The 25,460-nt window shown below is 66.1% G+C and carries 14 protein-coding genes, 2 pseudogenes and 1 other annotated feature; of the genes and pseudogenes, 15 read left to right on the forward strand and 1 reads right to left on the reverse strand.

Annotated elements, in window-relative coordinates:
• Nucleotides 1–12: 12 nt before the first annotated feature.
• Nucleotides 13–768 (forward strand): annotated as a pseudogene (locus ACA097_RS27580) (IS3 family transposase); the annotation flags it as partial.
• Between the two features lie 656 nt (nucleotides 769–1,424).
• Nucleotides 1,425–1,543 (reverse strand) — a sequence feature (AL1L pseudoknot).
• Here ACA097_RS27580 and ACA097_RS27585 read toward each other — a convergent pair.
• A pseudogene (locus ACA097_RS27585) lies at nucleotides 1,442–1,821 on the reverse strand (transposase); the annotation flags it as partial. It overlaps the preceding feature by 102 nt.
• 386 nt (nucleotides 1,822–2,207) lie before the next feature.
• Between ACA097_RS27585 and ACA097_RS27590 the strand changes: the two are divergent.
• The 14 genes from ACA097_RS27590 to ACA097_RS27655 all read left to right on the forward strand — a co-directional run bounded on the left by ACA097_RS27590 (nucleotide 2,208) and on the right by ACA097_RS27655 (nucleotide 25,428).
• A complete protein-coding gene (locus ACA097_RS27590; RefSeq protein WP_160287074.1) occupies nucleotides 2,208–2,768 on the forward strand; it encodes a DUF4255 domain-containing protein in 561 nt (186 codons plus the stop codon).
• Between the two features lie 132 nt (nucleotides 2,769–2,900).
• Nucleotides 2,901–4,367, forward strand: a complete 1,467-nt coding sequence (locus tag ACA097_RS27595; RefSeq protein ID WP_371367489.1) for a phage tail sheath family protein — start codon at nucleotides 2,901–2,903, stop codon at nucleotides 4,365–4,367.
• 18 nt (nucleotides 4,368–4,385) lie between these two features.
• The gene (locus tag ACA097_RS27600) at nucleotides 4,386–4,817 is read left to right on the forward strand and encodes a phage tail protein (protein WP_043252302.1); all 432 of its coding nucleotides are present in this window, start codon (nucleotides 4,386–4,388) and stop codon (nucleotides 4,815–4,817) included.
• A 7-nt stretch (nucleotides 4,818–4,824) separates the two neighbouring features.
• Entirely contained in the window at nucleotides 4,825–5,265 is a 441-nt protein-coding gene (locus ACA097_RS27605; RefSeq protein ID WP_043252300.1) for a phage tail protein, read from the forward strand.
• A 10-nt stretch (nucleotides 5,266–5,275) separates the two neighbouring features.
• Entirely contained in the window at nucleotides 5,276–5,458 is a 183-nt protein-coding gene (locus tag ACA097_RS27610; RefSeq protein WP_160287072.1) for a DUF5908 family protein, read from the forward strand.
• Nucleotides 5,459–5,461: 3 nt separating this feature from the next.
• Nucleotides 5,462–6,169 (forward strand): hypothetical protein, encoded by a 708-nt coding sequence (locus tag ACA097_RS27615; RefSeq protein ID WP_043252297.1) that lies wholly within the window; start codon nucleotides 5,462–5,464, stop codon nucleotides 6,167–6,169.
• Between the two features lie 4 nt (nucleotides 6,170–6,173).
• Nucleotides 6,174–7,919: a type VI secretion system tip protein VgrG gene (gene vgrG / locus ACA097_RS27620; RefSeq protein ID WP_371367492.1), complete on the forward strand. Its 1,746-nt coding sequence runs from the start codon at nucleotides 6,174–6,176 to the stop codon at nucleotides 7,917–7,919.
• Nucleotides 7,920–7,932: 13 nt separating this feature from the next.
• Entirely contained in the window at nucleotides 7,933–8,220 is a 288-nt protein-coding gene (locus ACA097_RS27625; protein ID WP_371367494.1) for a PAAR domain-containing protein, read from the forward strand.
• A gap of 10 nt (nucleotides 8,221–8,230) precedes the next feature.
• Nucleotides 8,231–8,629, forward strand: a complete 399-nt coding sequence (locus ACA097_RS27630; protein WP_201752572.1) for a GPW/gp25 family protein — start codon at nucleotides 8,231–8,233, stop codon at nucleotides 8,627–8,629.
• A 4-nt stretch (nucleotides 8,630–8,633) separates the two neighbouring features.
• Nucleotides 8,634–12,431, forward strand: coding sequence for a hypothetical protein (locus ACA097_RS27635; RefSeq protein ID WP_371367496.1), 3,798 nt, complete (start codon nucleotides 8,634–8,636; stop codon nucleotides 12,429–12,431).
• A complete protein-coding gene (locus tag ACA097_RS27640; protein ID WP_371367498.1) occupies nucleotides 12,424–15,507 on the forward strand; it encodes a hypothetical protein in 3,084 nt (1,027 codons plus the stop codon). Before ACA097_RS27635 ends, ACA097_RS27640 begins: the two co-directional genes overlap by 8 nt.
• A 12-nt stretch (nucleotides 15,508–15,519) precedes the next feature.
• Nucleotides 15,520–18,696, forward strand: coding sequence for a hypothetical protein (locus ACA097_RS27645; RefSeq protein ID WP_371367500.1), 3,177 nt, complete (start codon nucleotides 15,520–15,522; stop codon nucleotides 18,694–18,696).
• A gap of 4 nt (nucleotides 18,697–18,700) precedes the next feature.
• Nucleotides 18,701–20,011 carry a contractile injection system tape measure protein gene (locus ACA097_RS27650; RefSeq protein WP_371367502.1) on the forward strand — a complete coding sequence of 437 codons (1,311 nt, stop codon included), beginning with the start codon at nucleotides 18,701–18,703 and terminating at the stop codon, nucleotides 20,009–20,011.
• Nucleotides 20,012–20,013: 2 nt separating this feature from the next.
• A complete protein-coding gene (locus tag ACA097_RS27655) occupies nucleotides 20,014–25,428 on the forward strand; it encodes a DUF4157 domain-containing protein (protein WP_371367504.1) in 5,415 nt (1,804 codons plus the stop codon).
• Nucleotides 25,429–25,460 lie beyond the last annotated feature (32 nt).

Below are 25,460 nucleotides of genomic sequence, written 5' to 3' on the forward strand. Positions count from 1 at the left end.
GGGCCGCAGCCGCGTCGCCGCAGGACGCTAAACGATGCGGCCCTGATCGAGCAGATCAAGCAGGCCGTCGGCGCGTTGCCCAGCTATGGCTATCGCCGGGTCTGGGGGTTACTGCGTCGCCAGCATGAGCAGCAGGCCCAGCCACCGGTCAACGTGAAGCGGGTGTACCGCGTCATGCGAGACCACGATCTGTTGCTGGAACGCCGGCGCAAACAACCGGAGGTGGCGCGGCGTCACAAAGGTCGCGTCGCCGTGGACACGAGCAATACCCGCTGGTGTTCGGATGGCTTCGAGTTCCGCTGCGAGGACGGTGAAAAACTGCGCGCGACCTTCGCCCTGGACTGCTGCGACCGCGAGGCCATCAGTTGGGTCGCCAGCCCAAACGGCTACAGCGGCGACGATGTCCGCGACGTGATGCTGGAGGCCATCGAGCAACGCTTCGGCAGCTAACTGCCGGCGTCGCCGGTGCAATGGCTGAGCGATAACGGCTCGGCCTATACCGCCGAACAGACCCGGACCTTTGCCCGGCAGATCGGCCTGCTGCCCCTGACAACACCGGTGTGCAGCCCGCAGAGCAACGCCATGGCGGAGAGCTTCGTGAAGACCATGAAGCGCGATTACATCCGCCATATGCCCAAGCCCGATCGAGTGACGGCCCTGCGCAACCTGGCCATCGCCTTCGAGCATTTCAACGAGGAACATCCGCACAGCGCACTGAACTACCGATCACCTCGCGAGCTCAGGCGCCTGGCTGAGGCATCAACTTAACGGGGTAACGGTGTCCGGTTTGATAGGGGCAAGTCCACGCAAGTGCCCCCAGTTCGGATGCATCCATTTCGTGAATTTGCCAGCATGAGGTTCCTATCAACCAAAGGAACCGCCATGCGAAGAAAACCCTACCTCCCCTCCTTCTGGAACTCCCCGACCTCGCAGTCCGGCTACCTTGCCCTCATTGCTTGGATTCCGTGCCAGGTACTCCTGAATTTGTGGTGCCAAGGCCTGCTAAATCTAGCCACGTTCATATCGACGATCTTTTTGTTTGGATGCTTTTGCTTCGCTTTGCCCTGGCTCCAGGGATCTGGAGTCCTGAGATGGATTGAACGCGAGTTCCACAGGATCGACAGCAAAATCGTCGATGCATTAGCGAATTCTGCCCTCAGTGCAGAGGAGCGAAGCGACCTTCCACATCAACGGCCGGTGTTGTGGGAGCGCTACCTGAATCGCCCCAGGTTTCGTGGAGGCCGCTTCGTTCAAGCCAGGCCGCCATGGCCTGATTTCTTTGCTGCCGGTGGATTTGCCTCAGCCTCCGCAGGTGGGATAGAGCCGATCGAGCTCAGCGGACGGTCATGGTTGTGCCGGCGCCCCCATCTCAAGGTCGCCATCTCGACAGCCTCGCAGTTTTTCCACGTTTGACTTCCAGACTCAGCAGCTCATCACGCCGGACACGACAGATCGACTCGCCCTCGAGACGGACACGATAGTGATCGAAAAACGCCTTCAGGACTTCATACGGCGGTCGAGCGCCGCCTGGGCAAAATACGCACTGGCCAGGCGCAGGGTCTCGTTCGCTTTGCACAGCTCGCGATTTTCTCGCTAAAGCACCTTGATGCATTCACGCTCTTCGGTGGTCGCGCCAGGGCGCTGCCCAGCGTCGGTCTGATGCCGGCGAATCCAGCCACGCAGGGCTTGCGCAGCGCAGTCAATCCTGGGGGCTATGGCCTCGATGGCCGCCCACTCCGAGGGGGACTCATTCAGGTGTTCCAGAATCATGCGTACAGCATGCTCGCGAATTTCGGGGGAATAGGTCGTGATCTTGCTCATGACCTCATCTGCTCAAGAGTTGAGGCCTCCACGAAACCCGGGGCGACTCACAATGCCGAAGTGCCCGGCCAGGTCATCGGCAATAATCCGGGCGTAAAAAATATCGCCGAATGCTGTAACAGGCGATTGCGCGATGCCTCTCTCCGCTCTGCTCCACGATGCCTCGAAAAGAGGCGAAAACACCTTCCGGACAAACGGCGTTTTCCACCCTGCGCAAACCAGGACGCTACGGGAATCGGCCCTTACGCGGGATATCAAAAAGCCACAAACGCACGTTCCTGGCGGGTTCCGGTCTCGCCGAGAAATTGACGGAGCCAGGCCCCGGTCCTATACCAAGTCCCAAGTTGTAGGACGGGCTCGCGACACTCCACAGAGGGATCTGGCCCATGATCGCTGACGCAGTCGAGTTCATCCGCAAGGAAGTGCGCCGCCACCTTGGTGTGGCCAATGGCGACGTCATCGCCAACTCGGCGCGCAAGCTGGCGGAGGAAGCCAGCGCCTTCGGCGCCTACATCTCGATGATCAACATTGAGGAAGAACCGGTCCTGCGCAACACGCCGCATGTCGAGAAGCGCCTAGGCAAGTCCCGCTACATCGAGCCACCAGTGTTCCTCAATCTCTACCTGCTGATCGCCTTCAAGTTCGACCCCTACGAAACCAGCCTCATCCACCTCTCGAAGACCATCGAGCTGTTCCAGTCCAGACGCTGGTTCTCCGCCGCGTCTCAGTCCGGGCCGGGCGCTACGCCCTTTCCGCCGTCGCTGGAAAAGCTGGTGTTCGAGATGGTCAACATGAACTTCGAACAGCTCAACAACCTCTGGGGCGTGCTCGGCGACGCCTACTTCCCCTCGGTGGTCTACAAGGTGCGGATGCTCAGGGTGCAGCGCGACGAGATCGAGGATGCGCCGGAAGTCACCACCATCGTACTGAACCAGGTGATCGAATGAGCCGCCCCGCCCTCTCCGCCCGCGCATCGCTGACGGCACCTGGCCGACGACGATCCTGAGAGCCTCACACCCGCAATCCTTCGCTCCGCCCGGATACAGCAGTCCCAATCCACCCCAACGAAGGGACACATCATGCCCAGCTACAGCACCCCAGGTGTCTACGTCGAGGAAATTCCCGTCTTTCCGCCCTCGGTCGCTCCGGTCGCCACGGCGATTCCCGCCTTCATCGGCTACACCGAGAAAGCTGTCGGCAAGCAGGGCGAAGACCTGACCAAAACCGCCGTCCGCCTCACCTCCCTGTTGGAATACGAAGCCTGGTTCGGCAAGCCGCCGGTGCAGGACATGGCGATCAGCGTGAACAAGCGCGTCACCGCCGGCGGCCAGCTGCTCGGCGTGGCGGTGAGCTGGACCAGCAAGCCGGCAGTGCCCGCGCAGTTCCTCCATTACGCCATGCAGCTGTACTTCGCCAACGGCGGCGGGCCCTGCTACGTCTACTCGGTGGGTGCCTACGGCAACGCCAGCAAGAGCGCCTTCACCGATGCAATCACCGCGCTGGAAGCGGTGGACGAGCCGACCCTGCTGGTGTTCCCCGACGCGGTGAAGCTGGCCAACGACGGTGACTACGGCTCGGTAGTCGACGCCGCCCTGACCAGCTGCAACAAGACCCAGGACCGCTTCACCATCGCCGACGTGCGCAACGCAGTGGTCGGCGGCACCGACGACAATGCCAAGGTGACCACCAACTTCCGCGCCAAGGTGACCAAGAACACCGTGGAGTTCCTCAAGTACGGCGCCGCGTACTTCCCCTACGTGAACACCAACATCCCGTTCGCCAGCGCCGATGCCAATGTCACCCTCACCGCCTTCAACACGGTCACGGTGGCCGACAATGGCGGCGAGACCTCGACGCCGGTGACCAACGCCGCCGGCAAGAAGCTCAATGACGGCACCCTCGACATCAAGGGCAAGGAAACCGCCGTCTACTCGGCGATCCAGGCCTTCATCGCGGAAGCCTACGTGACCCTGCCGCCATCCGGCGCCATCGCCGGCGTGTATGCCCAGGTGGACCGCACCCGCGGCGTGTGGAAGGCGCCGGCCAACGTCGGCTTGAGCCTGGTGCTCGGCCCGGCGGTGAATGCCACCAACGACCTGCAGGATGGCCTCAACATCGATGCCACCACCGGCAAGTCGGTGAACGTCATCCGCGCCTTCTTCGGCAAGGGCACGCTGGTCTGGGGCGGCCGCACGCTGGCGGGCAACGACAACGAGTGGCGCTACATCAACGTGCGGCGCTTCGCCAACTTCGTCGAGGAGTCGGTGCGCAAGGCGGTCGGTGTGTTCGTCTTCGAGCCCAACGACGCCAACACCTGGGTCAAGACGCGGACCATGATCGAGAACTTCCTGATCAACCAGTGGCGCGACGGCGCGCTGATGGGCGCCAAGCCGGAGCAGGCGTTCCGCGTGGTGGTCGGGCTCGGCCAGACCATGAGCGCCGACGACATCCTCAACGGCCTGATGATCGTCGAGGTGCACCTGGCCATCGTCCGCCCCGCCGAATTCATCGTCCTGCGCTTCATGCAGAAGATGCCTGAAGCCTAACGCCTGGAGGGATACGTAATGAGCGATTACCCGCTTCCAAAATTCCACTTCCAGGTCCAATGGGGTGGCGCGCGCATCGGCTTCACCGAAATCTCCGGGCTCGACGTGGAGACCGAGGTCATCGAATACCGCGACGGCGCGCTGCGCGAGTTTTCCAAGCTGAAGATTCCGGGCATGCAGAAGTACCCCAACGTCACCATGAAGCGCGGCGTGTTCAAGTCGGACAACGACTACTTCAACTGGTGGAACACCGTGTCGCTGAACACCGTGGAGCGCCGTGACGTGATCGTCAGCCTGCTCAACGAGGCGCACGAGCCGGTGATGGTGTGGAAGATCAAGAACGCCTGGCCGACCAAGATCGGTTCCACCGACCTCAAGGCCGACGGCAACGAGATCGCCATCGAGTCCATCGAACTGGCCCATGACGGCCTGTCCATCCAGAACGAGTAGCGGCGCCATGAGCGTCTACCTGCCACCGGTCGGCTTCCACTTCAACGCCCGCTTCGACGTGCCCGGGGCGACGGAGCGCGATGTGCGCTTCCGCGATGTTTCCGGGCTGACCATGGAGCTGGAGGAGTTCGCCTACAACGAGGGCGGCGAGAACCGCTTCTCGCACAAGCTGCCGGTACGCGGACGCTATCCCGATCTCGTCCTCAAGCGCGGCCTGCTGGTGGACTCCGGGCTGCGCAAGTGGGTGCTGGACGCCGTGCACAACCTGGTGGTGCAGCCGGTGACGGTGTGGGTGACGCTGCTCGACGAAACCCACGCGCCGCTGCAGACCTACACGGTGGTCGGCGCCTGGCCGAAGAAGTGGGTGATCTCGGACTTCAGCGCCGAGTCCTCGGAGATCGTCGTGGAAACCCTGGAGCTCGCCTACCAGTACTTCCGCGTCGACTAAGGAAAGAGCGATGCCAGTCTTCATCAATGAGGTGGTGATCCGCAGCACCGTCGATCAACCGTTGCCGGCTTCCGGGCAACAGCCGGCGCAGACGACCGGCACGCCGGTGGATCGCGAAGCGCTGGTGGCCGAAGTGACCCAGCGGGTGATCGACTACCTGGAACGCGAACTCGACCGGATCGGGGAGCGCTGACCCATGGACGGCGCGCTGCTCAAGCTGACCATCATCCCCTTCGAGGATTCCGAGGGCGCCATGGGCCCACCGGCCGGGCCGCCCTTCATCGTGCAGTTCAACCCGGAAACCTATACCGACACCACCGAATTCAAGTACGGCCCCGACGAGCCGCCACAGGGTTCGGCCGGATCGGAAGCGAAGTTCGAGCGGGTCAATCCGAAGAAGTACAGCTTCGAGCTGCTGCTCGACGGCACCGGCGTCTCCCCCGCCCCGCCGCCGGCCGGCGCGTTGGATGCGGTGGCGCCCTCCACCGGCCTCTCGGTGGTCGCGCAGATCGAGTTGTTCAAGCTCACCGTCGGCTTCGCCGGCAACGTGCACAGGCCGCGCTTCCTCATGCTGGTGTGGGGACGGCTGCTGGTGACCACGGTGCTGGAAAGCTACTCGGTCGCCTACAAGCTGTTCTCCCCCGCCGGCCTGCCGCTGCGCGCGAGCATGTCGGTTACCTTCCGCGAGCACACGCCGAAGGGCTTCGGCGAACTGCTGAAGAACCTCGCTTCGCCGGACATCGAGCACGCCCATCAAGTGCGTGAGGGCGAGCACCTGTCCAAGCTGGTCTACGACGTCTACAAGGACCCGGCACACTACCTGAGTGTCGCCGAAGCCAACCAGCTCGACACCGTGCGCCGGCTCGCCCCGGGCAGCGCGCTGTACCTGCCACCGGTGAGGTGACGCGATGCCCGGACTGCCCGAGTTCGATACCCGCGCCACCAACCTCACCACCTTCACGGTGAAGGCCGACGGTACCGCGCTGGGCGCAGAGTACGAGATCGTCTCGGTCGAGATCCGCCGAGAAGCGAATCGCGTGCCGAAGGCAACCGTCGTGCTGCTCGACGGTGATGCGGCCAAGCAGACCTTCGCCCGCTCCGAGGAAGCCACGCTGATCCCCGGTGTCGAGGTGGAAATCCTCGGCGGCTATTCCTCCGAAGAAAGCACGCTGTTCAAGGGGCTCGTCGTCCGCCAGCGCATCGAGGTCGACCAGCGTGGCGGCTCGCGGCTGACCGTGGAACTGCGCGACCCGGTGTTCCGCATGACCCTCGGCCGACGCTCGCGGAACTTCAGCGACCTCACCGATTCCGAGGTGATGGAGCAGGTCATCGGCCTGAACGCAGGACTGACCGCCGACGTCACCTCGACCAGCCTCAAGCATCCGCAGGTGGTGCAGCATCAGGCCAGCGACTGGGACTTCCTGGTGATGCGCGCGGAAATGGCCGGTTTCGCGGTGATCTGCGTCGACGGCAAGGTCAGCGTCGCGCCACCCGCCGTCGCCGGTGCGGCGGCCGTCTCGGCGGTATTCGGCCAGGGGCTGTTCTCCGCCGAACTGGAGCTGGACGCGGAAACCCAGTTCAGCGCCGTCGAGACCGGCGCCTGGGACATGGCCAACCAGGAACTCGTCACCAGCCAGTCCGACGACGTGGCCACCCCCGGCCCCGGCGACATCCCCGGCAGCGACCTCGCCAATACCGGCGGCGTGGGCTCGGCGCTGCGCCACCCCGGCGCGCTGGACCAGGCCATGCTCGACCAGTGGGCCGCCGCCGGCATGGGCCGCGCGCGGCGGGCTGCGGTGCGCGGCCGCGTGCGCGTACAGGGCAACGCCGACCTGCTGCCCGGCGTGCTGATCGACCTCGGCGGCTTCGGCAGCCGCTTCAACGGGCTGGGCTTCGTCTCCGGCGTGCGTCATCGCCTCGGCCGGGGCGACTGGGTCAGCGAAGTGCTGATCGGCTCCGATCCGAAGGCCCACGCCGAACGCTACCCGGTGGCCGCCCCCGCTGCCGGCGGCATCGCCCCGCCGGTGCCAGGGTTGCAGATCGGCGTGGTGGCCGCGCTGGAAAGCGACCCGGCCGGCGAGGACCGCATCCAGGTGCGCCTGGCCACCATCAGCGAAACCGACGGGCTGGTCTGGGCACGGCAGGCGCTACTGGATGCCGGCAACAAGCGCAGCACCTCGTTCCGCCCGGAGCTGGACGATGAGGTGGTGGTCGGCTTCCTCGACGGCGACCCGCACCACCCGGTGATCCTCGGCGCGCTGCATTCCAGCGCCAAGCCGAATCCGCTGAGCGGTTCCAACGACAACCACGAGAAGGCCATCGTCACCCGCGCCGGCATGCGCATCCACTGGGACGACGACAAGGTGATCGCCACCATCGACACCCCGGCCGGCAACAAGATCGTGCTCTCCGAGGACGGCAAGTCGATCCTCGTCGAGGACCAGAACGGCAACAGGATCGAGCTGAATTCCGACGGCATCGCCATGGAAAGCCCCGGCGATATCACGCTCAAGGCCACCGGCGACGTGAAGATCGAAGGCACCAACGTCGAGCTGTCGGCCAATGCCAGCTTCAAGGCCAAGGGCTCGGGCGGCGCGGAGGTCAGCTCCAGCGCCAGCACCGTGGTGAAAGGCTCGCTGGTGCAGATCAACTGAAGGGGGAAATGCCATGCCACCCGCCGCGCGCATCAACGACCTGCACGTCTGCCCCATGGTCACCGGCACCGTGCCCCATGTCGGCGGCCCGGTGCTCGGCCCCGGCGTCGCCACCGTGCTGATCGGCGGCCTGCCCGCCGCGGTAGTGGGCGACAGCGCCAGCTGCTCCGGCCCGCCGGACAGCATCATCGCTGGCTCCGCCACGGTGATGATCGGCGGCAAGCCGGCAGCGCGGATGGGAGACAGCACGGCCCACGGCGGCAGCATCGTGCTCGGCGACTTCACCGTGATGATCGGCTAGGAGCAGCGCTATGGCATTGGAAGATCCCTTCATCGGCAGCGGCTGGAGCTTTCCGCCGGCCTTCGACAAGAAGGCCGCCAGCGTGAGCATGAGCAGCGGCATCCGCGATATCGAGGAAAGCCTGCGGATCATCTTTAGCACCGCCCTCGGCGAGCGGATCATGAACCCGCTGTTCGGCTGCGCGCTGGACAGCTCGGTGTTCGAGGTGATGAACGCCTCGCGCATCGCCTGGCTGGAGAACCTGATCCGCACCGCGATCATCTACCACGAGGCGCGCATCGACGCCGACCAGATCACCGTCGAGCCGGACCCGCTCGCCGGCCGCCTGCTGATCGCCATCGGCTACAAGGTGCGCGGCTCCAATTCGCGCTTCAACTTCGTCTACCCCTACTACCTGAACGAGGGCTGAGACCGTGACCTGCGCGAAAGGGAATCCGCTGGTTCGCTCCGGCACGACCCAGGACGGCCGCATCCGTGCCGAACTCGCCACCGACCACTTCCTTCCCGACGAGCGCGACCTGCCCGACCTGATCCTGTTCGGCCAGCGCTTCGCCAAACACATCCAGTACTACGACGCCGGCAATGCGAAAGCCGGCGACTGGACCGCGTTCTTCGAAAGCGACGTCACCGCCAGCCTCGCCGCACTGGCCAAACTGCCGGTGGACGCCTTCCGCGGCACCCAGCTCGATCTGGAGAACTGGTTGAAGGCCGACCCCGCCCGCGACTCGGCGCAACTCGCCACGCACATGCGCCTCGCCTTCCACCTGCCGCTGGTGCTGCTGCAGATCGCCGGCCGCCACCATGAGCGCCTGCCCGCCGACCATCCATTCAGTGCCACCCTGATCGAACTCGCCGCCCGCGACCTGGCCGAGCCGTTGGGCGGGCTGATCGGCTGGTACAAGGGCGGCTTCGACGCCAGCCTCGGTATCGGCAACGAGGTGTTTGCCGACGACCCGCTGTTGCCGGCCGACTACAACATCGACGGCGCTGCGGGCGACAAGCGCCTGCGCCTATCCGCCACCATCGCCGCGGCCATCGCCGGCCAGCCGGAGTTTTCCGTGGCGCCGCTGCCGGTTTCGATTCTCGCCAAGGTCGATGCGGCCGGCTGGGCTGCCCTGTACGCCGCCACCGCCGCCGATCCGTCGCCCTATGTGGACGCCATCGGCCAGTCGAACCAGCGGTACGAGCAGATCTACGACGCCCTCAGCTACAACCTGCTGAGCACGGCGGTGGAGCACGTCTACCAGGCGCTGGAGCGCATCCGCCGCGACGCCGTCGCACACCTTGAGGAGTCGCTGGCGAGCTTCGCCGGACATGCGCCGAACTACGGCCTGTGGCTGGCCTTCCTCAAGCTGTTCCAGCACGCCCGTGGCGAAATGAACCGCTTCACCGAACGCCATCTGGACTTCTACTTCCGTGAAGTGCTGCGCCTGGACAACCGCGCCGCGCAGCCGGACCGCGTGCACCTGTTGTTCGAACTGGCGAAAGGCGTGGAAGCCCACCTGCTGCGCGCCGGAACGCTATTGCGCGCCGGCAAGGACGCACTGGGCAATCCGGTGTCCTACGCGCTGGACAACGATATCGTCGTCAACCGCGCCAGCGTCGCCGAACTGCGCGGCCTGCAGGTGCTGGCCGGCGGCACGTCATCGGCGCCGACCCGCCTACCGCTGGCCGCGCTGGTGGTGCGCTCGCGGGATGGCCTTGGCGAAGTGGAACTGGCGAAGGACGAGCCGAGCTGGCCGCCCTTCGGCCCATCAGTCAGCCCCGCCGCGCGCATCGGTTTCGCCGTTGCCGACCGCAAGCTGTTCCTGCGCGAAGGCACCCGCAGCATCAGCATCCGTGCAGAACTGAAGAGCCCGCTGGCGAGCACCTCCATCAGCCCGCGCTGGGTCGTGCGGCTGACCGGGGAAAAGGGCTGGTTCGAACTGAGCGGCACGGCACAGATCAGCACGGTGCTGGACAACAGCTTCAGCGAGCCGGCGGAAGAGGCAGCGACCCGACCTGAGAGCAAGGCCCAGTCGAAGGCCGCCGCCAGCAATGCGCGGAAGAAGAAACCCAACGCCTTCGCCGACAGGAAGACCGGCAGCCAGGACCTGCATATCCTGGAGATCACCCTCGACCTCGATCCCGACGATCCGCCCATCGTCCCGCTCGACGCCAAGCTGCACGGCGGCGACTACCCACCGGGCGTGCCGGTGGCGGAAATCACCTTCGACTTCGCCGCATCCTCCAGCGCCCGCGCCTTCGCCGTGCTGCGCGACATCCGTGCCAGCCGCCTGACCCTCGCCACCGAAGCCTCCGGCCTGAAGAACCTGATGGTGATCGCCGGTGGCGGCGTGGTCGATGTGGCCAAGCCGTTCGCCCCATTCGGCGCGCAACCGCTGGCCGGCGCGCAGTGGATCGTCGGTTCGGCGGAAATCTTCTCCAAGTCCATCGACGACTGGGCGCTGAGCCTCGACTGGGCGACCAGCTACAGCAGCACCGGCTACTTCTGGAACCGCTCGGCCGACAGCTACAACCCCGGCGAGGCGGTGCTCAGCGGCGGCAAGTGGATCGCCGTGCCGGGCAGCGTCAGCAAGACCTCGCGGCGTTTCGGCCGGGGACGAAAGCCGACCAACAACACCGATATCGGTCTCGGCGAAACCGGCGTGGGAATCGCCATGAAGAGCGCCGACCTGATCGACGGCCTCACCGAACAGACGCTGGAGAACCAGCCGCTGACCGCCACCTCGCTGAACGGCTTCGTGCGTCTGCGCCTGCCGGTGGACTTCGGCCACAATGCCTTCGTCCGCGAGAACACCCGTGCGCTGATCGGTCTTTCCGGCGGCGCCGCGTATGTAGCGAGCACGTCGGTCAACCTCACCACCCAGAGCCTCCCGCGCGAGCCCTACAACCCGCTGATCACCCGCCTCGAAGCGGCCTACGCGACCACCCGCGACCCGGTGGAGGACTTCACCCTGCTGCACCCGTTCGGCTTCTCCGATGGCACTGCCGACGGCCGCCTGTTCCCCGCCCTGCCGTTCGCGGGCGCGCTGCTGATCGGCGTGCAGGACTTCGCCGCCCCCGCCCGCCTGACCCTGCTGGTGCAGGTGGCGGACGGCTCCGGCGATCCGTTGAAGCAGGCGCCGCCACTACAGTTCCACTACCTCGACGGCGACACCTGGCTGGCGCTGGACGAGCAGGACATCGACGACAAGACGCACAACTTCAGCAGCTCCGGCGTGCTCGGGCTGAACCTGCCGGAAGCGGCGGACCGGAATCACCGCGTGCTGCCCGCCGGCCTGCACTGGATTCGCATCGCCGCCAGCCACGACGCCGACGCGCTCAACCGCCTGCTCTCGGTGGACGCCCAGGCCGCCCGCGCCAGCTTCATCGACAGCGGCAACGACCCGGCCTTCCTCGCCACCCCGTTGCAGGCCGGCAGCATTGCCAAGCTGGCGACGCCGGAACTGGCGATCAAGAAGATCACCCAGCCCTACAGCTCCTTCGACGGCCGCCCGCGGGAAGGCAATCGGGCCTTCGCCACCCGCGTCAGCGAGCGGCTGCGGCACAAGGACCGCGCGGTGACCCTGTGGGATTACGAGGCGCTGGTGCTGGAGGCCTTCCCCCGGCTGTACCGGGTGAAGTGCCTGAGCACCACCGAACTGGAGCGCAATGCGCAGAACGTGATAGTCGCCGACAACGAGCTGATGCCCGGTGCCGTGACCGTGGTCACCGTGCCCTGGACCCACGGCCAGAACGCCCGCGACCCGCTGCGTCCATACACCGACCAGGCAACCCTGACGGCGGTCGATGCCTTCCTGCGCCGGCGCATCTCGCCGTTCGTGCGGCTGGAGGTGCAGAACCCGAAATTCGAGGAGGTGCAGGTGGATTTCAAGGTGAAGTTCATGCCCGGGATCGGCGACATCGCCTTCTACATCAACGAGCTGAACAAGGCGTTGATCGGCTTCCTCACGCCCTGGTCGCGTCCCGGCGGCGGCGAGATCACCTTCGGCGGCCGGCTGTGGAAATCCACCATCATCGACTTCGTCGAGGAGCTGCCGCAGGTGGACTACGTCACCGAGTTCCGCCTCTACCACAAGGTCGACATCGCCGCCCCCGCCGGCAGCTGGACGCCGGTGGACGTGGAGCTGATCGAAGCCACCACGGCGCGCTCGATCCTGGTATCCGCCGCCCGCCACAGCATCAGCGAGGTGCCCGGCAATGCCTGAAGCCTCCATCCCGCGCCAGCCGCAACTGGCCCCCGCGTTCGACTACAGCCACCTGCGCGCCGAGGGACTGGGGCATCTCCAGCGCCTGTCCGGCCTGCTGTGGACCGACCACAACCTGCACGACCCCGGTATCACCACGCTGGAAATCCTCTGCTACGCGCTGACCGACCTGACCTACCGCACGCGCTTCGCCACGGTCGACCTGATGACCGGACCGGATGGAAAAATGGACCCGGCCAGCCTCTCCGGCCTCGCCCCGGCCCATGAGGTGCTGACCACCGCGCCGCGCACGATCTTCGACTATCGCCGCCTGCTGCTTCGCATCGAAGGGCTGCGCAACGCCTGGCTCGACCCGATGCAGAACCCGGCTGAGCCGGCCAACTACCGCCTCGCCGAAGTGCCGCTGTACGCCGACTGCCTGGCCGACGCGCTGAGCTTCGAGGCGAAGAACGCGGCGAACCAGGCCAACCATCCGGTGAAACTTTCCGGCCTGTACAAGGTGCGGGTGGAACTGGAGATCGACGACCTGCTCGGATCGATGAACGAGTCGGCGCTGCTCTACCAGGTCCGCCGTGGGCCGCTGAAGGGTGCGGTGCTGGCCTTCGACTGCGCCGACCCGGCCTTCCTCGCCGGCAGCATCGACTTCGCCGCTGGCCTCGCCAGCCTCGATTCGCTCAGCGTGTCCTCGACCCCGGGCGGCTTCAACGCCACCCTCAACCTGACCCTCGACGGCGGCCAGACGCTCACCCTGAAGCCCTGCACCCTCCGCGTGATCGAGGACCGACCGCGCCCCGACCGCCCGGCGCTGAACATCACCGCCCAGGCGATCCGCGACGTGCTGCTGGCGACCAGCGCCGACGACGACCTGCTGCCGCTGTTCTGGCGCAAGCAGCAGCGCCGCGTCCAGTCCCTCGACGCGGTGCGCTGCGTGCTGCACGCCAATCGCGGGCTGTGCGAGGACTTCCTCTCCATCGCCACGGTGATCCCCTACCGCATCGGCATCTGCGCCGATATCGAGGTGACGCCGGACGCCGATCTGGAGCAGGTGCAGGCCCAGGTATTCCACGCCATCGAGAAATACCTGTCGGCACCGGTGCGCTACCGCACCCTCGAAGAGATGCTCCGCGAGGGCCGCCAACCCGACGAGATATTCAACGGCCCCTACGTCGATTTCGCCTTCACCTGCAACGGCCAGCCGGTATTCACCAAACCCGGCTTCATCACCGACGAGGACCTTGCCAACAGCGAGCAACGGCGCAAGGTGCAAGCCTCCGACATCATTAACCTGGTGGTGGACATCGACGGCGTGGAGGCGATCAGCAATCTGCAGCTGCGCGTCTATGGCAGCGATGGCCAGCCCGTCGGCAACGCGGTGAAGTGGACGCTGGCGGTGCCCGCCGACCATCAGCCGGTGTTCTACACGGAAGGCTCAAAGCTGCTCTTCCACAAGGCCGGCATCCCCTACCGTGCGCAGGTCACCGAGTTCCAGCGCACCCTCGACTACCTGCGCGGTCTCGACCGCCGCGAGCTGTACGTGCCGCCGGACCAGGTGCTGCCGGTGCCGCTGGGACGCTGGCGCAACACCGACGCCTTCTACAGCGTGCAACATGACTTCCCGGCCACCTACAAGATCGGCACGGCGCGCATCTCGCCCACCGAAGGTGCCGAGGGTGTCGAAGGCCCCGAGGCCGCCAAACTCATCGCCGCACGCATCGCCAAGGCGCGCCAGCTCAAGGGTTACCTGACCTTCTTCGACCAGATTCTGGCCGACTACCTCGGTCAACTGGCCAACCTGCGCCGCCTCTACTCCCTCGACAAGACTCTCGACCGCACCTGGTTCAGCCCACCCCTGAGCGGCATCGCCGGCTCGCTGGACGACTTCGACAGCGAGTTCTACATCGACGCCACGCTGGCCGACGACATCGCCCGCGTGCGCCTGAACGAAACCGAGGAAGGCTTCCTCGAACGGCGCAACCGCGTGCTCGACCACCTGATCGCGCGCTTCGCCGAGCGTTTCGCCGACTACGCGCTGCTGTCGTTCCGTCTCTCCGGCGACCGCCTGAAGACCTCGGACCAACTGATCGAGGACAAGATCGACTTCCTCGCCGAGTACCCGCGCCTGTCCCGCGAGCGCGGACAGGCTGCCAATATCCGCCCGGAGGACCCGGCGCGGGTGTGGGACAGCGACAACATCTCCGGCCTGGAACGCCGCGCCGGCCGGCTGCTCGGCATCGACGACCTGACCCGGCGCGATCTGCACTGCGCCGGGCACTTCGACAAGCTCTTCCGCACCCTGAAGGTCGGCGACGCATTCCAGGTGGTGATCCGCAACGCCGGCAACCAGCTGCTGTTCGCCTCCGAGGAAACCTTCGCCGATACCGACGCCGCGCTGGCCGCCGCAGCCGCTGTCTATCCGGGCCTGCGCGAGGAGTCCGCCTTCGAGATCGCCGAAACCCAGGGCGCCGCCACCTTCACCCTGCGCATCGTTTCCGGCCCGACACCACTGACCCACCGGACCGCCTTCGACACCGAGGCCGACGCCTACCAGGCAGCGCGGGCGATCGTCGACCGCTACGACGAGATTCTCGCCTCCGACCTGTGCAACTCGGAAGGTATGCACCTGATCGAGCACATCCTGCTGCGGCCGTTCGCCAAGGGCGACGAGCTGCTGCAGGTGTGCCTGGACGAAAACTGCCGGTTCTGCGGCGAACAGGACCCGTACTCGTTCCGCGTCTCGGTGGTGCTGCCGTACTGGCCGCAGCGCTTCCGCAACCTGAACTTCCGCTCGCTTCTGGAACGCACCATGCGCGAGGAAGCGCCGGCCCACGTGCAGGTGAAAATCTGCTGGATTGGCCAGCGGCAGATGATCGAACTCGACGCCGCCTACCACGCCTGGCTCGACGCCAAGGCCGCGCCGGGTCCCGATCACGCGCAGGTCAGCGACACGGCGCGAAAGCTGATCGAAATCCTCGAATCGCTCGCCACCGTCTACCCCGCCGCATCGCTGCACGACTGCGACGCGGGTGAAGAACAACCCATAGTCCGGCTGGGCTCGACGGCCCTCGGCATCTTCTAGGGAGCGCGGCAGATGGACATCCAGACCTTCTACCCGGTGTTCGAGACCGGCCAGGTGCTCACTTCCGAGCAACTGAACGACATCATCGAATACCTCGAACCGCAGGACCGCACCACCCGCGCCAACCTCACCGGCATCGGCATCCTCTGCGGCCTGCGTCCGGACTGGAGCCCCACGGCCGGCACCCTGGCGCTGTCGCGCGGCGTCGCCGTCACCTCGTTGGGGCACCTGATCCTCGAGGACCACACGCTGTTCGACCGGGTGCGCCCCTACACGGTGCCGATCCCCTCCTCTCCCAACGCCACGCCGGAAGACAAGGCGAAGGCGCGCTATCCCTTCCTGTTCGACGGCAATACCCAGCGCGAGGCCTTCGAGCTGCTGCCCACCGATTTCCAGCCGGCGCCCGGCGAGGCCGCGCCGACGCCGCTGACGGCCGCCTTCGTCGCCGACAAGACGGTGCTGCTGTTCCTCGAAACCAACCTCGAATCGCTGAAGAACTGCGACGTCAACGACTGCTCGGACAAGGGCTCGGAGATGAACCTGACCCTGCGCCGCCTGCTGGTATCGCGCAGCGTTGCCGACACCATCCTGACCCAGGAACAGGCCATCGCCGGCCGCCCGGTGGACCGCGCCAACCACCCGCGCGTCGGCCTGCCGCGCCTGACGATGGAGAAGGTCAATCCGGCCGGCAGTGCGCTGGTCGCCCTTGCCGACCTCTACGGCCGCTACCTCGCCTGCGTCGCCAAGGCCGCCAGCCAGGCAATGCCGGCGATGAACGCCGCGTGGAACGCCTACAAGCCGCTGCTGCAGGATATCTATCCGGACGCCCGCTTCCCCGACGGGCCGATCCCCAAATACCACCTGCTCAACATGTTCGCGGCGCTGGCCGAGACGCCGGTACTGCTGCAATACCTCTACGCCGGCATGCACGACATGTTGCTCGGCTACAACGAGTTCGTCGAATGCGCGGCAACGTTCGACGCCGAGTGCGCGCCCAACCCGGAACGCTTCCCCCGACATATCCTCGCTGGTGATGTGGAACCGCGAGCGCTGGCCTTCGCCGGCGCGCCGAAGACCCTCGCCGAATACGCCAAGTACGACGCCCTGGCCGCCAAGGGCGGGGCCGCTCCGGAAGGCGCGCCGGCACGCCGCCGCCATCATTTCGTACCCTCCCCGGCGCTGGACTCCGGCTACGACAAGGCCGCGGAGCTGCGCGCACTGTTCTCACGCCTGGTGCTGCTGGCGCAGACCTACGCCACGCGCGGCCTGCTCGGCGCGGACATCGAGCTGACCCCGTCCCGCGACGGCGCCGCGCCGCTGGGCGAACGCGCGATCCCCTTCTACTACCGCTTCGATACCGGCAGCGACCTGCTCGCCAACTGGTCGTGGCGCAAGGCGCGGGCCAACCGCTTCGGCACGATCCACTCCTGGCAGTTCAGCGCCAGCGCCAATCCGCATCCGTTGCTGCTGCGCCAGGACGAGCAGGACTTCATCCGTATCGAAGGCGTGCTCGGTAAGCCGCTCGGCTCGACCATGGCCGAGCTGATCCGCGAGAAGCGTCGGCTCGGCCTGTCGTTCTCCATCCAGCCGGTGTGGGTCGCGTTAAGCGCCGATCCCCGGCAGAACGACGCCGCCCGCCAGCGTGCGCAGGCCGCCATCCAGCAACTGCTGATGTGCCGGATGCGCGACCTCGACGTGATCTTCCTGATGATCATGGCGGCGATCTTCGCCTTCATGGTCTGGCTGGTGCAGGTGCTCGGCCGTCTCGACGCCACCAAGGCGACCAAGCGCACTCCCAGTACCGCACCACCAGCCGGTGGCGCCGTTGGTGGGCTGGTACTCAACGCCAACCTGGCGGTGCTCAATCTCGAACCGCAGGAGCAGCAGAAAGTCCGTCTGATCAGCGACCAGTTCCTCAGCACGGCGCGCAATCAGAAGATCTTCGCCAACGACACGGTGAAGGTCCTCGCCCAGAGCGCCGCCGAGCAGCCGCTGCAGACCGTGGCTGTCGCCAGCATCTTCGACAAGGTGCGCGACAAGGCCATCGGCGGCGAGCTGTTCGAGCGCGTGCGCGCCGCCAGCGACACCCTCGGCGTGGCCGGCGACAAGGAGGAGCTGAGCAAGGCCATCTACCCGTCCGTGGCGCTGATGGCGCGCGCCGAGGACATGATGAAGGTAGCCAGCGCCGACTCCCTGGCCGATTTCGACGCCGAGGCCTTCGACACCGCGCTGCGCGGCTTCACCGACGCCTACGCCAACTACGCGACGCAGGCGGAAACCGACTCTGCCAGGGCCAGCGCGGAGATCGCCAACGCCAACCTGGCCATCGTCGGCAAGCGCGACATGGTCAGCGCGGCAGCGACACAGTTATCCAGCACGACCATCACCCAGGAGCTGGCCAAGCGCCTGAAGTCGATGTTCGAGGAGATGACCTTCCCCGGCTTCGCGCAGAAGCATCCCGGCCTGGAGCACAAGGGCGGTACGCCGGTGGGCGGCACCTTCGTGCTGTTGTATGCCGGGCGCGAAGAGCTGGACGCAGGCATGCGCATCGCCCTGGAGAAACTGCGCGGCGACCTTGGCGACCTGTTCGCCAAGCTGCTCAAGGCCAATGCGCCGGACCTGTCCCCGGACCAGTCGATCAAGCAGCTGTTCGCCAGCAGCAAGCCGCGCAGCGACGACCAGCTCGACGACTTCGTGGTGCTCGGTGACTTCTGCCTGCCCTACTTGTGCTGCGACAACGACTGCTCGGATATCGTGGTGGACCGGCGGATCAACCAGGGCGTCGGCACCCTCAAGGCCAATCTGGTCAATCGCGCGGTGCTGACCAACGCAGTGGTGACGCCGGCTCCGACACCGACACCGGCTCCGACACCGGGCGGACCGGCCAGCGGACCGACACCGACGCCGACTCCCACGCCTACGCCGACCACCGGCAAGGTGGTGGTCAGCGTGACCTCTGGCGATCTGCGCCGTCCCGTACCGGTGCGGGGCGCGATCCTGCTGGTCACCGACCTCGCCACTGGCAAGAGCAGCGAGCACCGCATGCCGGAAGCGACCCTGACGCTGGACCTGCCTTCCAGCAAATACTCCTTCGTCGCCACCAGCGGTACGGCCAAGTCGGCGCCGGTGGATATCGGGCTGAAGGCGGGCGCCACCATCAACGTCAGCCTGCAGTTGGTCGCGGGATAGCGCGATGGCGGGCGCGGAGCATCGCATCGGCCGGCTGGTCTTCGACCTCGCCACGCCGGACGAGGCTGCCCACGGCGGCTTCAGCGCAGTGCTGCGCAACCGCTTCGACGCGCTGATCCTGCCCGCGCTGCAAGCCGCCCTCGACCGCATCGACCGCCCCGGCGAGCTGATCCGCTTCGACCGCGTGGAGATCGACCTGGGCGCCTTCGACCCGGCGCAGCTGGATGGCGACGAGCTGGCGCGGCGGCTGGCTGCGCAACTGGCCGCCGCGCTGGTTCCGCCGCCTCCGGGCGCCGATGAAGCGCCGGATACGAACGAGCTGATCGCCTTCCTGCACAGCGGCGAACTGCCCTGGGTCGAACCGGGCAAGGCACTGGCGCTGCTCGCCGCCAATCTGCTGGCCCTGGATACCCGCGCCCTGCGCCAACTGGCCGAACACCTGCGTCCGCTGCTGATCCGCCGGGCTGCCTGCTTACGGCTGGTGCGCCAGCTGCCCGCCGCGCTGCTACGCCGTCTGCTGCGCGCGCTGTTGCCGGAGGAACTGGCGCTGCCGCTGGCGGCGGCCTTCGGCGAGGATGCGGCGGAACCGGCAGCCTCCCTGAAGCCGCCGCCGGAAGCCCAGGTCGCTGCACTGGGCGAGCTGTTCCGCGCGCTCGCCGGCGGACTGCGAATGCCGGAACTGGGCGAGGTGATCGGCCTGTATGTGGCGCTGGACAACCGTATCGCCATGCCCGCGCTGACGACCGCCGCCATCCCCGCGCCCGCTGCGCCCGGCGCAACGGAAGCCGAGCCGGCCGAAACCGCGCAATCCGCTCCGCGCCCCGTACATGCCGCCGGCGCGGTGCTGCTGCATCCCTATCTCTCGATGTTCTTCGATCGCCTCGGCCTGCTCGCCGGCCCCGGTCGCTTCCGCGATCACGCCGCGCACTGCCGCGCGGTGCTGCTCGCCCATCACCTGGCCAGCGGCGCCGAGGACGCGCCGGAGCCGGAAACCCTGCTGTTCAAGCTGCTCTGCGGATTTCCCTTCGGCGAGCCGGTGCCGCACCGTATCGAGCTGAGCGAGCACGAACGCAAGGAGGTCGACGCCCTGCTGCGCAGCGTGATCGGCCACTGGCAACGGCTGGGCAATACCTCCCCCGCCGGCCTGCGCGAAGGCTTCCTCATGCGGCCGGGATGCCTGGAGCGTCGCGGCGATGGCTGGCTGCTCTGCGTCGAGTCGAGCGGCATCGACATCCTGCTGCAGGACCTGCCCTGGACGCTGTCGCGGGTACGTACGCCGTTCATGCAGTCGATCCTCAGCGTGGACTGGCGCTAGCCATGAAGACCGCCGCGTCGCCGCAACACAAGGCCTCCACCAGCGAGGCCAAGGGCGGCGGCGGTGCGCGCAAGCCGTTCTTCAGCAACGTCGCAACGCAAGCCAAGGAGGACGAGCTGCAGGCGCGCATGAAAGTCGGTCGACCCGGCGACCGCTACGAGCTGGAGGCCGACCGCGTCGCCGACCAGGTGGTCGACGGCAAGCGCGCCGGCGTCGGTCTGGCGGCAGGCGTCACCCCGCTGGCCCAGCGCGTCGCCGAGGAAAATGAGGAGCTGCAGGCCAAGGCTGGCGAGGAAGAGCAGGCGCCGGAAGAGAAGGAAATCCAGACGAAAGCCGAGGAGGAACCGGAGAAGGTCCAGGCCAAGACCGAGGAAAAAGAGCAAGTCCAGGCCAGGGAAGAAAAGGACGAAGCAGTACAAGCCAAGGCCGATGGCAAGGAAGAAGAACTGCAAGCCAAGGGTGAGCAGCCCGATGAAGAACTGGCCCAGGCCAAGGAAGAAGACGAGGAACTACAGGCCCGCTCCAACGGCGGCGGCACGTCGCCTTCGGCCGAAGTGGCGCGTCAGATTCGCGCCTCCCGCGGCGGCGGCAATCCCCTGCCCGGCCCGGTGCGCGAGAAGATGGAAGCGCAGTTTGGCGCCAAACTGGACGGCGTACGCATCCATACCGACGCCCCCGCCGTGCTGCTGGCCCAGTCGCTCAAGGCGCAGGCCTTCACCCGTGGCAACGACATCTTCTTCAACGAGGGCAAGTTCGCCCCGGACTCCCGTTCCGGCCAGCACCTGCTCGCCCACGAACTGACCCACACCATCCAGCAGGGTGCGGTGCAGCCCGAAGCTGAAGGCGGCGACAAGGACGTGGTCAGCCTCTCCCCCACTGAGAACGCCGACAGCTACCAGGTGCGACCGGAGATCATCGAGGCGATCCGCCTGGCGCGTGGCGAGATCGGCAAGGTCAATGCGAAAAAGTCCGGCGCCGATGGCAAGCGCGTCGGCTGGGAACGCCTGCGCGAATACTTCTCCACGGCGTTCGGCGGCCCGGTCGTCAGCGAGCAGGTGATCGATAAGATCACCACCATCGAGAAGACCGACAAGGACGGTAATAAAACCCGCATGGACGCGCTGCCCAGCTGGTGCGGCATCTTCACCTGGTGGGCGATGAAAAAGGCCGGCCTGCCGATCCCCAACTGGAAGCTCGGCGCGCCGGCCCTCGACGCTCTCAAGCTGCGCCCGGCCGGCGAGCTGCCGCGCAAGGGCGACATCGCCATCGACGTGCTACCGAACAACCACTTCGCCATGGTCACCGGCCTGGAGAGCCGCAAGGACGCCGAAGGCAAGCCGCAGAAACTGACCCGCGTCGCCACCATCAACGGCAACACCGCCGGCGAGGACAACCTCGGCGGCCAGGTGCAGGAACGCTGGCACGAACTGGAGCACTGGAACCACTTCCTCGACCCGGTGGGCAAGCTCAACCTGCCACCGGCGCCAATGGTTACGGTGGGCCGCGAGCCGACGGAAATCGCCGAGGCAGGCGCGGAAGCAGCACCGTCCGCCGAAGCGAAGAAGGAGGCGCCGCCGGCAGAAGACCGTGGCCCGACCGTGGACAGCGTCGATCTCGAAAGCGAAGTGCCGCCCCCGCCCGGCGATCTGATGGGCGAAGCGCTGCCCGAACCCGACCTGAGCCTGCCGCCGCCCGCCGATGCAGGTCCGGCCGAGCAGGTGGCGGTGGTGGAAAAAGCCGAGCTATCGGGCAGCTCCGACGAGGCAACGACGAAATTCATCGACGCCAGCCCGTCGGCCATGGCCGTCACCCAACCCGAGCTCGGCCCGACCATTGACGGCAAGATGAAGTCCGAGCAACAGGAAATCGTGGATAACCCGCCGGTGCTGGAGGCGAAGACCGCCGGCAGCGTCGATGTACCGCTGGCAAGCGCGGAAGAGATCCCGATCCCCGGCGATGCCGAGCTCGGCGATGGCGTCAGCGGGCCGGACCCGGGCGGCCTGCAGACGGTGTCCGAAGGCTCGCCGCAGCCGTTCCGGGGCAACGCCGAGCGCGAGAAGGAACTGGAGGAAGAGGATTCCGGCTCGTTCTGGGATCGCTTCATGAACTTCCTCAGGAAGTTCGTCAAAGGCATCCGCACCACCGACGACAACATCGACACCTCGGCCGGCGAGCGGCCCTCCGTGTCGCTCGCCGGCGAGGCCGACCCCGGGCGCATGGACACCCCACGCGAGGAAGCGACCACGGCGATGAAGGGCCAGCGCGACGCCCAGGTCACGGCGTTCCGCAATAATCCCGGACAGGCCAACATTCAGCCGCGGATGCTCGACGAGCAGCGCCCGGTCGCCGTCTCCCCGGAAGCGGCGGCGACCATCGACCCGCAGGTCGACGACAATGTCGCCGCTTACGCCGCCGCGCCGCTGCCGCAGGACGTGCGCGACAACGCCGACGCGCGGATTGCCAAGACCCTCACGCCGAACCTCGCCGAGGCACGCGGCCAGACGGTGGACGCCGCCACCACCCGCGACACCGACAAGGATCGCGAGATAGACACCGCGCAGGAGGCCGCCGCCCAGCTCAATGCCGATACTGACGCCGCCCAGCGCAAGCTGGTGATCGACAATCGCGGCAAGGTCGCCAAGCTGCAGGGCGACGGCATCGGCGAGGCCTACGAGCACGTCAACGCCTTCAACAAGGACGCCGCCGGCGAACAGGGCAAGGCGCGCAAGGAGATCGGCGAGCACGTCAAGAGCGAGGAAGGCAAGGCCAAGTCCGAACTGGAACAGGGCGAGAAGGACGCCGAGAAGGAGAAGGTCGAGGGCGAACGCCAGGCCGCCGAGAAGAAGAAGGAGCTGGAAAAGGCGCAGGAAAACGACAGCTGGTGGGACCGGGTCAAGAGCGCGATCAAGAAAGCGGTAAAGGTCATCACCGACGCCATCGACAAGGTCTTCACCGCCGTGCGCAACGCGGTGAAGAAGATCATCGAAAAGGTGAAGAACGCCGCGATCAAGCTGATCAACGATGCCCGCAACTGGGTGGTGGACAAGCTCGACAAGTTCCGCGACTGGGCCAAGGACAAGGTCAACACCTACCTGAAGGACACCTTCCCGGGCCTCGCCAAGCGCATCAACGACGGCATCGACTCGGTCACCGATGCCGCCATCGACGGCGTGAACACCGTCGCCGACGCGGCCATCGAGGGCATCACCAAGCTCGCCGATGCCCTCGCGGCCGCCCTCGACAAGATCCTCTCGACCTTCCAGACCGCGCTGAAAACCGCCGTGCGGGTGGCCGGCGCGGTGCTCCAGGGCGATTTCGCCGAGGCGTTGCGGGCGGCCATCGAGGGGGCCTGCGAGATCGCCGGGGTCGATTCCAAGCCGGTGTTCGACTTCTTCGACCGCGCTGGCAAGGCGATCACGTCGATCCTCAAGGACCCGGTGGGCTTCATCAAGAAACTGTTCGGCGCGGTCGGCGACGGCCTCGGCAACTTCTTCAAGCACATCAAGAAGCACCTCATCGACGGGGTAATCGGCTGGCTGACCGGCGCCCTGTCCGAGGTCAACCTGACCGGCCCGTTCGAATTCAGCCCGCGCGGCATCCTCAGCATCGTCCTGCAGGTACTGGGACTGACCTACGCCAACATCAAGGCGCGTGTGATCAAGAAGGTGCCCGCCGTCGCGCCGGTGTTCGAGCTGGTGGAAAAGGGCTATGAGCTGCTGCAGAAGGTGATCGCCGAAGGCCCCGGCGTGCTCTGGGAAGAGATCAAGACGCAGCTGTCCAACCTCAAGGAAACGGTGATGGCGGCAATCCGCAACTGGCTGATCGTCACCGCGATCAAGGAGGGCGTGGTCTGGCTGCTGTCGCTGACCAACCCGGCATCGGCCATCGTCAAGGCGATCAAGCTGGTGTTCGACCTGGTGATGTTCCTGGTCGAGCGCTACCAGCAGATCAAGGACTTCATCCTCTCGGTCTACGAGGCTGTCGCCGAGGTCGCGGCTGGCAACTTCGCCAAGGTCACCCTGGCCGTGGAGAACGCTCTGGCCAGTTCGGTGCCGGTACTAATCTCGCTGTTCGCCTCGGTGCTCGGCCTGGGCAACATCGCCAAGCAGATCAAGGGCGTCATTACCACCATCACCAAGCCGATCAACAAGGCCATCGACTGGGTGGTGGACAAGGTGGTCGCTTTCGCGAAGAAGGTGGTGGCGAAGGTCAAGAGCGGGGCGAAGAAGGTCAAGGAAAAGGCGAAGGAGAAAATCGAGGAACTGGTCTCGTGGTGGAAAGAACGCCGCAAGTTCCGCTCGAAGGATGGCGGAAATCACTCGATTTACTACCGGGGCGAAGGCAAACGAGCCGACCTGATGATCGCCTCCACGCCGGACACCATCGAAAATTTCCTCAACACCAAGCTGAAGGACACGAATGCCACTGCCGACCAGAAGAACATCGCCAATGAAGCGTTGGCCCAATACAAGCTCGTAGTGAAAAGCGAAGACGATCTGGAGCGACTGCGCGCCGCTCGTGAGAAGGTGTCCACCGCGGACAAGGCGGGCTACCGAGCCGCCACCAACGCGGTAAATTCGGAGATCCGAAACTTCCGCAACCAGCTCGATGCACTCAAGCGCATCCTCGAAAAAGCCAGCTTCGAAAATGAGGACGACTCCCTGGTGCGCACGGTGGTCGCCCACAATGCCGGCGGAGACAAGTCCACCAATGCCCTGCCGCTGACATACCTGTCCGGCAATACCAAAGGCTCCAGCCCGTATCAGAACCCGCCCGGCTGGTCACACGCCGTGGCCCTGGATACCAAACCCGATGGTTCCTCCTATCACCAGTGGGTGCGCGGCCATCTGCTCAATGACAACCTCCACGGTCCAGGTACTGCCGACAACCTGGTGCCGATCACCCAAGGCATGAACCGCAAGATGGAAGCCGAAGTGGAGAGCCCGGCCAAGGCCGCCATCAAGACCAAAGGCAAGCTTTTCTTCTACCGAGCGGTCACCACCTTCTGGAATATGCCGGCGCCGCTGGACGTCTTCCCACAACGGATTGTCGTGACCTGGGGCGACGCCGAGCGAGACCCTGCCGACAGGACCAGGTTCCGCGAGAAGACCGCTCACCCACCTGTCACGATCGAGATGGCCACTCCGCCCCCGGCCACAGCCAGCTCCTTCGTGCCGAGCATCAATGGCGGCAGCCCCGGTTTGCTGCTGAAGGCAATCGAGAAGCATGGCGAGGTGACCGCCTATTTCGTCAGTGAACTGCTGCTGGCGGAGTCCCATGACCACGGCAATTACACCTCCAAGTCCAACATGAAGGAGCGCCTATGGGAGAAAGGCCCGGCCGACCAGGCCAGCAAACGCCGACGGCATGTGAATTCGACCTACAACGCGATCACTGCCGGAGACGTTCGGGTATGAGCGAAGCAACAGGTGCAGACCGCTGGAGAAAC

This window comes from Pseudomonas sp. QL9 (assembly GCF_041409665.1).
GTDB lineage: Bacteria > Pseudomonadota > Gammaproteobacteria > Pseudomonadales > Pseudomonadaceae > Pseudomonas > Pseudomonas knackmussii.

What these genes read in the sequence shown, in the direction of transcription:
- ACA097_RS27590 (WP_160287074.1), top strand. Translation starts at nt 2,208, where the DNA reads ATGATCGCTGACGCAGTCGAGTTCATCCGCAAGGAAGTGCGCCGCCAC.
- ACA097_RS27595 (WP_371367489.1), top strand. Translation starts at nt 2,901, where the DNA reads ATGCCCAGCTACAGCACCCCAGGTGTCTACGTCGAGGAAATTCCCGTC.
- ACA097_RS27600 (WP_043252302.1), top strand. Translation starts at nt 4,386, where the DNA reads ATGAGCGATTACCCGCTTCCAAAATTCCACTTCCAGGTCCAATGGGGT.
- ACA097_RS27605 (WP_043252300.1), top strand. Translation starts at nt 4,825, where the DNA reads ATGAGCGTCTACCTGCCACCGGTCGGCTTCCACTTCAACGCCCGCTTC.
- ACA097_RS27610 (WP_160287072.1), top strand. Translation starts at nt 5,276, where the DNA reads ATGCCAGTCTTCATCAATGAGGTGGTGATCCGCAGCACCGTCGATCAA.
- ACA097_RS27615 (WP_043252297.1), top strand. Translation starts at nt 5,462, where the DNA reads ATGGACGGCGCGCTGCTCAAGCTGACCATCATCCCCTTCGAGGATTCC.
- vgrG (WP_371367492.1), top strand. Translation starts at nt 6,174, where the DNA reads ATGCCCGGACTGCCCGAGTTCGATACCCGCGCCACCAACCTCACCACC.
- ACA097_RS27625 (WP_371367494.1), top strand. Translation starts at nt 7,933, where the DNA reads ATGCCACCCGCCGCGCGCATCAACGACCTGCACGTCTGCCCCATGGTC.
- ACA097_RS27630 (WP_201752572.1), top strand. Translation starts at nt 8,231, where the DNA reads ATGGCATTGGAAGATCCCTTCATCGGCAGCGGCTGGAGCTTTCCGCCG.
- ACA097_RS27640 (WP_371367498.1), top strand. Translation starts at nt 12,424, where the DNA reads ATGCCTGAAGCCTCCATCCCGCGCCAGCCGCAACTGGCCCCCGCGTTC.
- ACA097_RS27645 (WP_371367500.1), top strand. Translation starts at nt 15,520, where the DNA reads ATGGACATCCAGACCTTCTACCCGGTGTTCGAGACCGGCCAGGTGCTC.
- ACA097_RS27650 (WP_371367502.1), top strand. Translation starts at nt 18,701, where the DNA reads ATGGCGGGCGCGGAGCATCGCATCGGCCGGCTGGTCTTCGACCTCGCC.
- ACA097_RS27655 (WP_371367504.1), top strand. Translation starts at nt 20,014, where the DNA reads ATGAAGACCGCCGCGTCGCCGCAACACAAGGCCTCCACCAGCGAGGCC.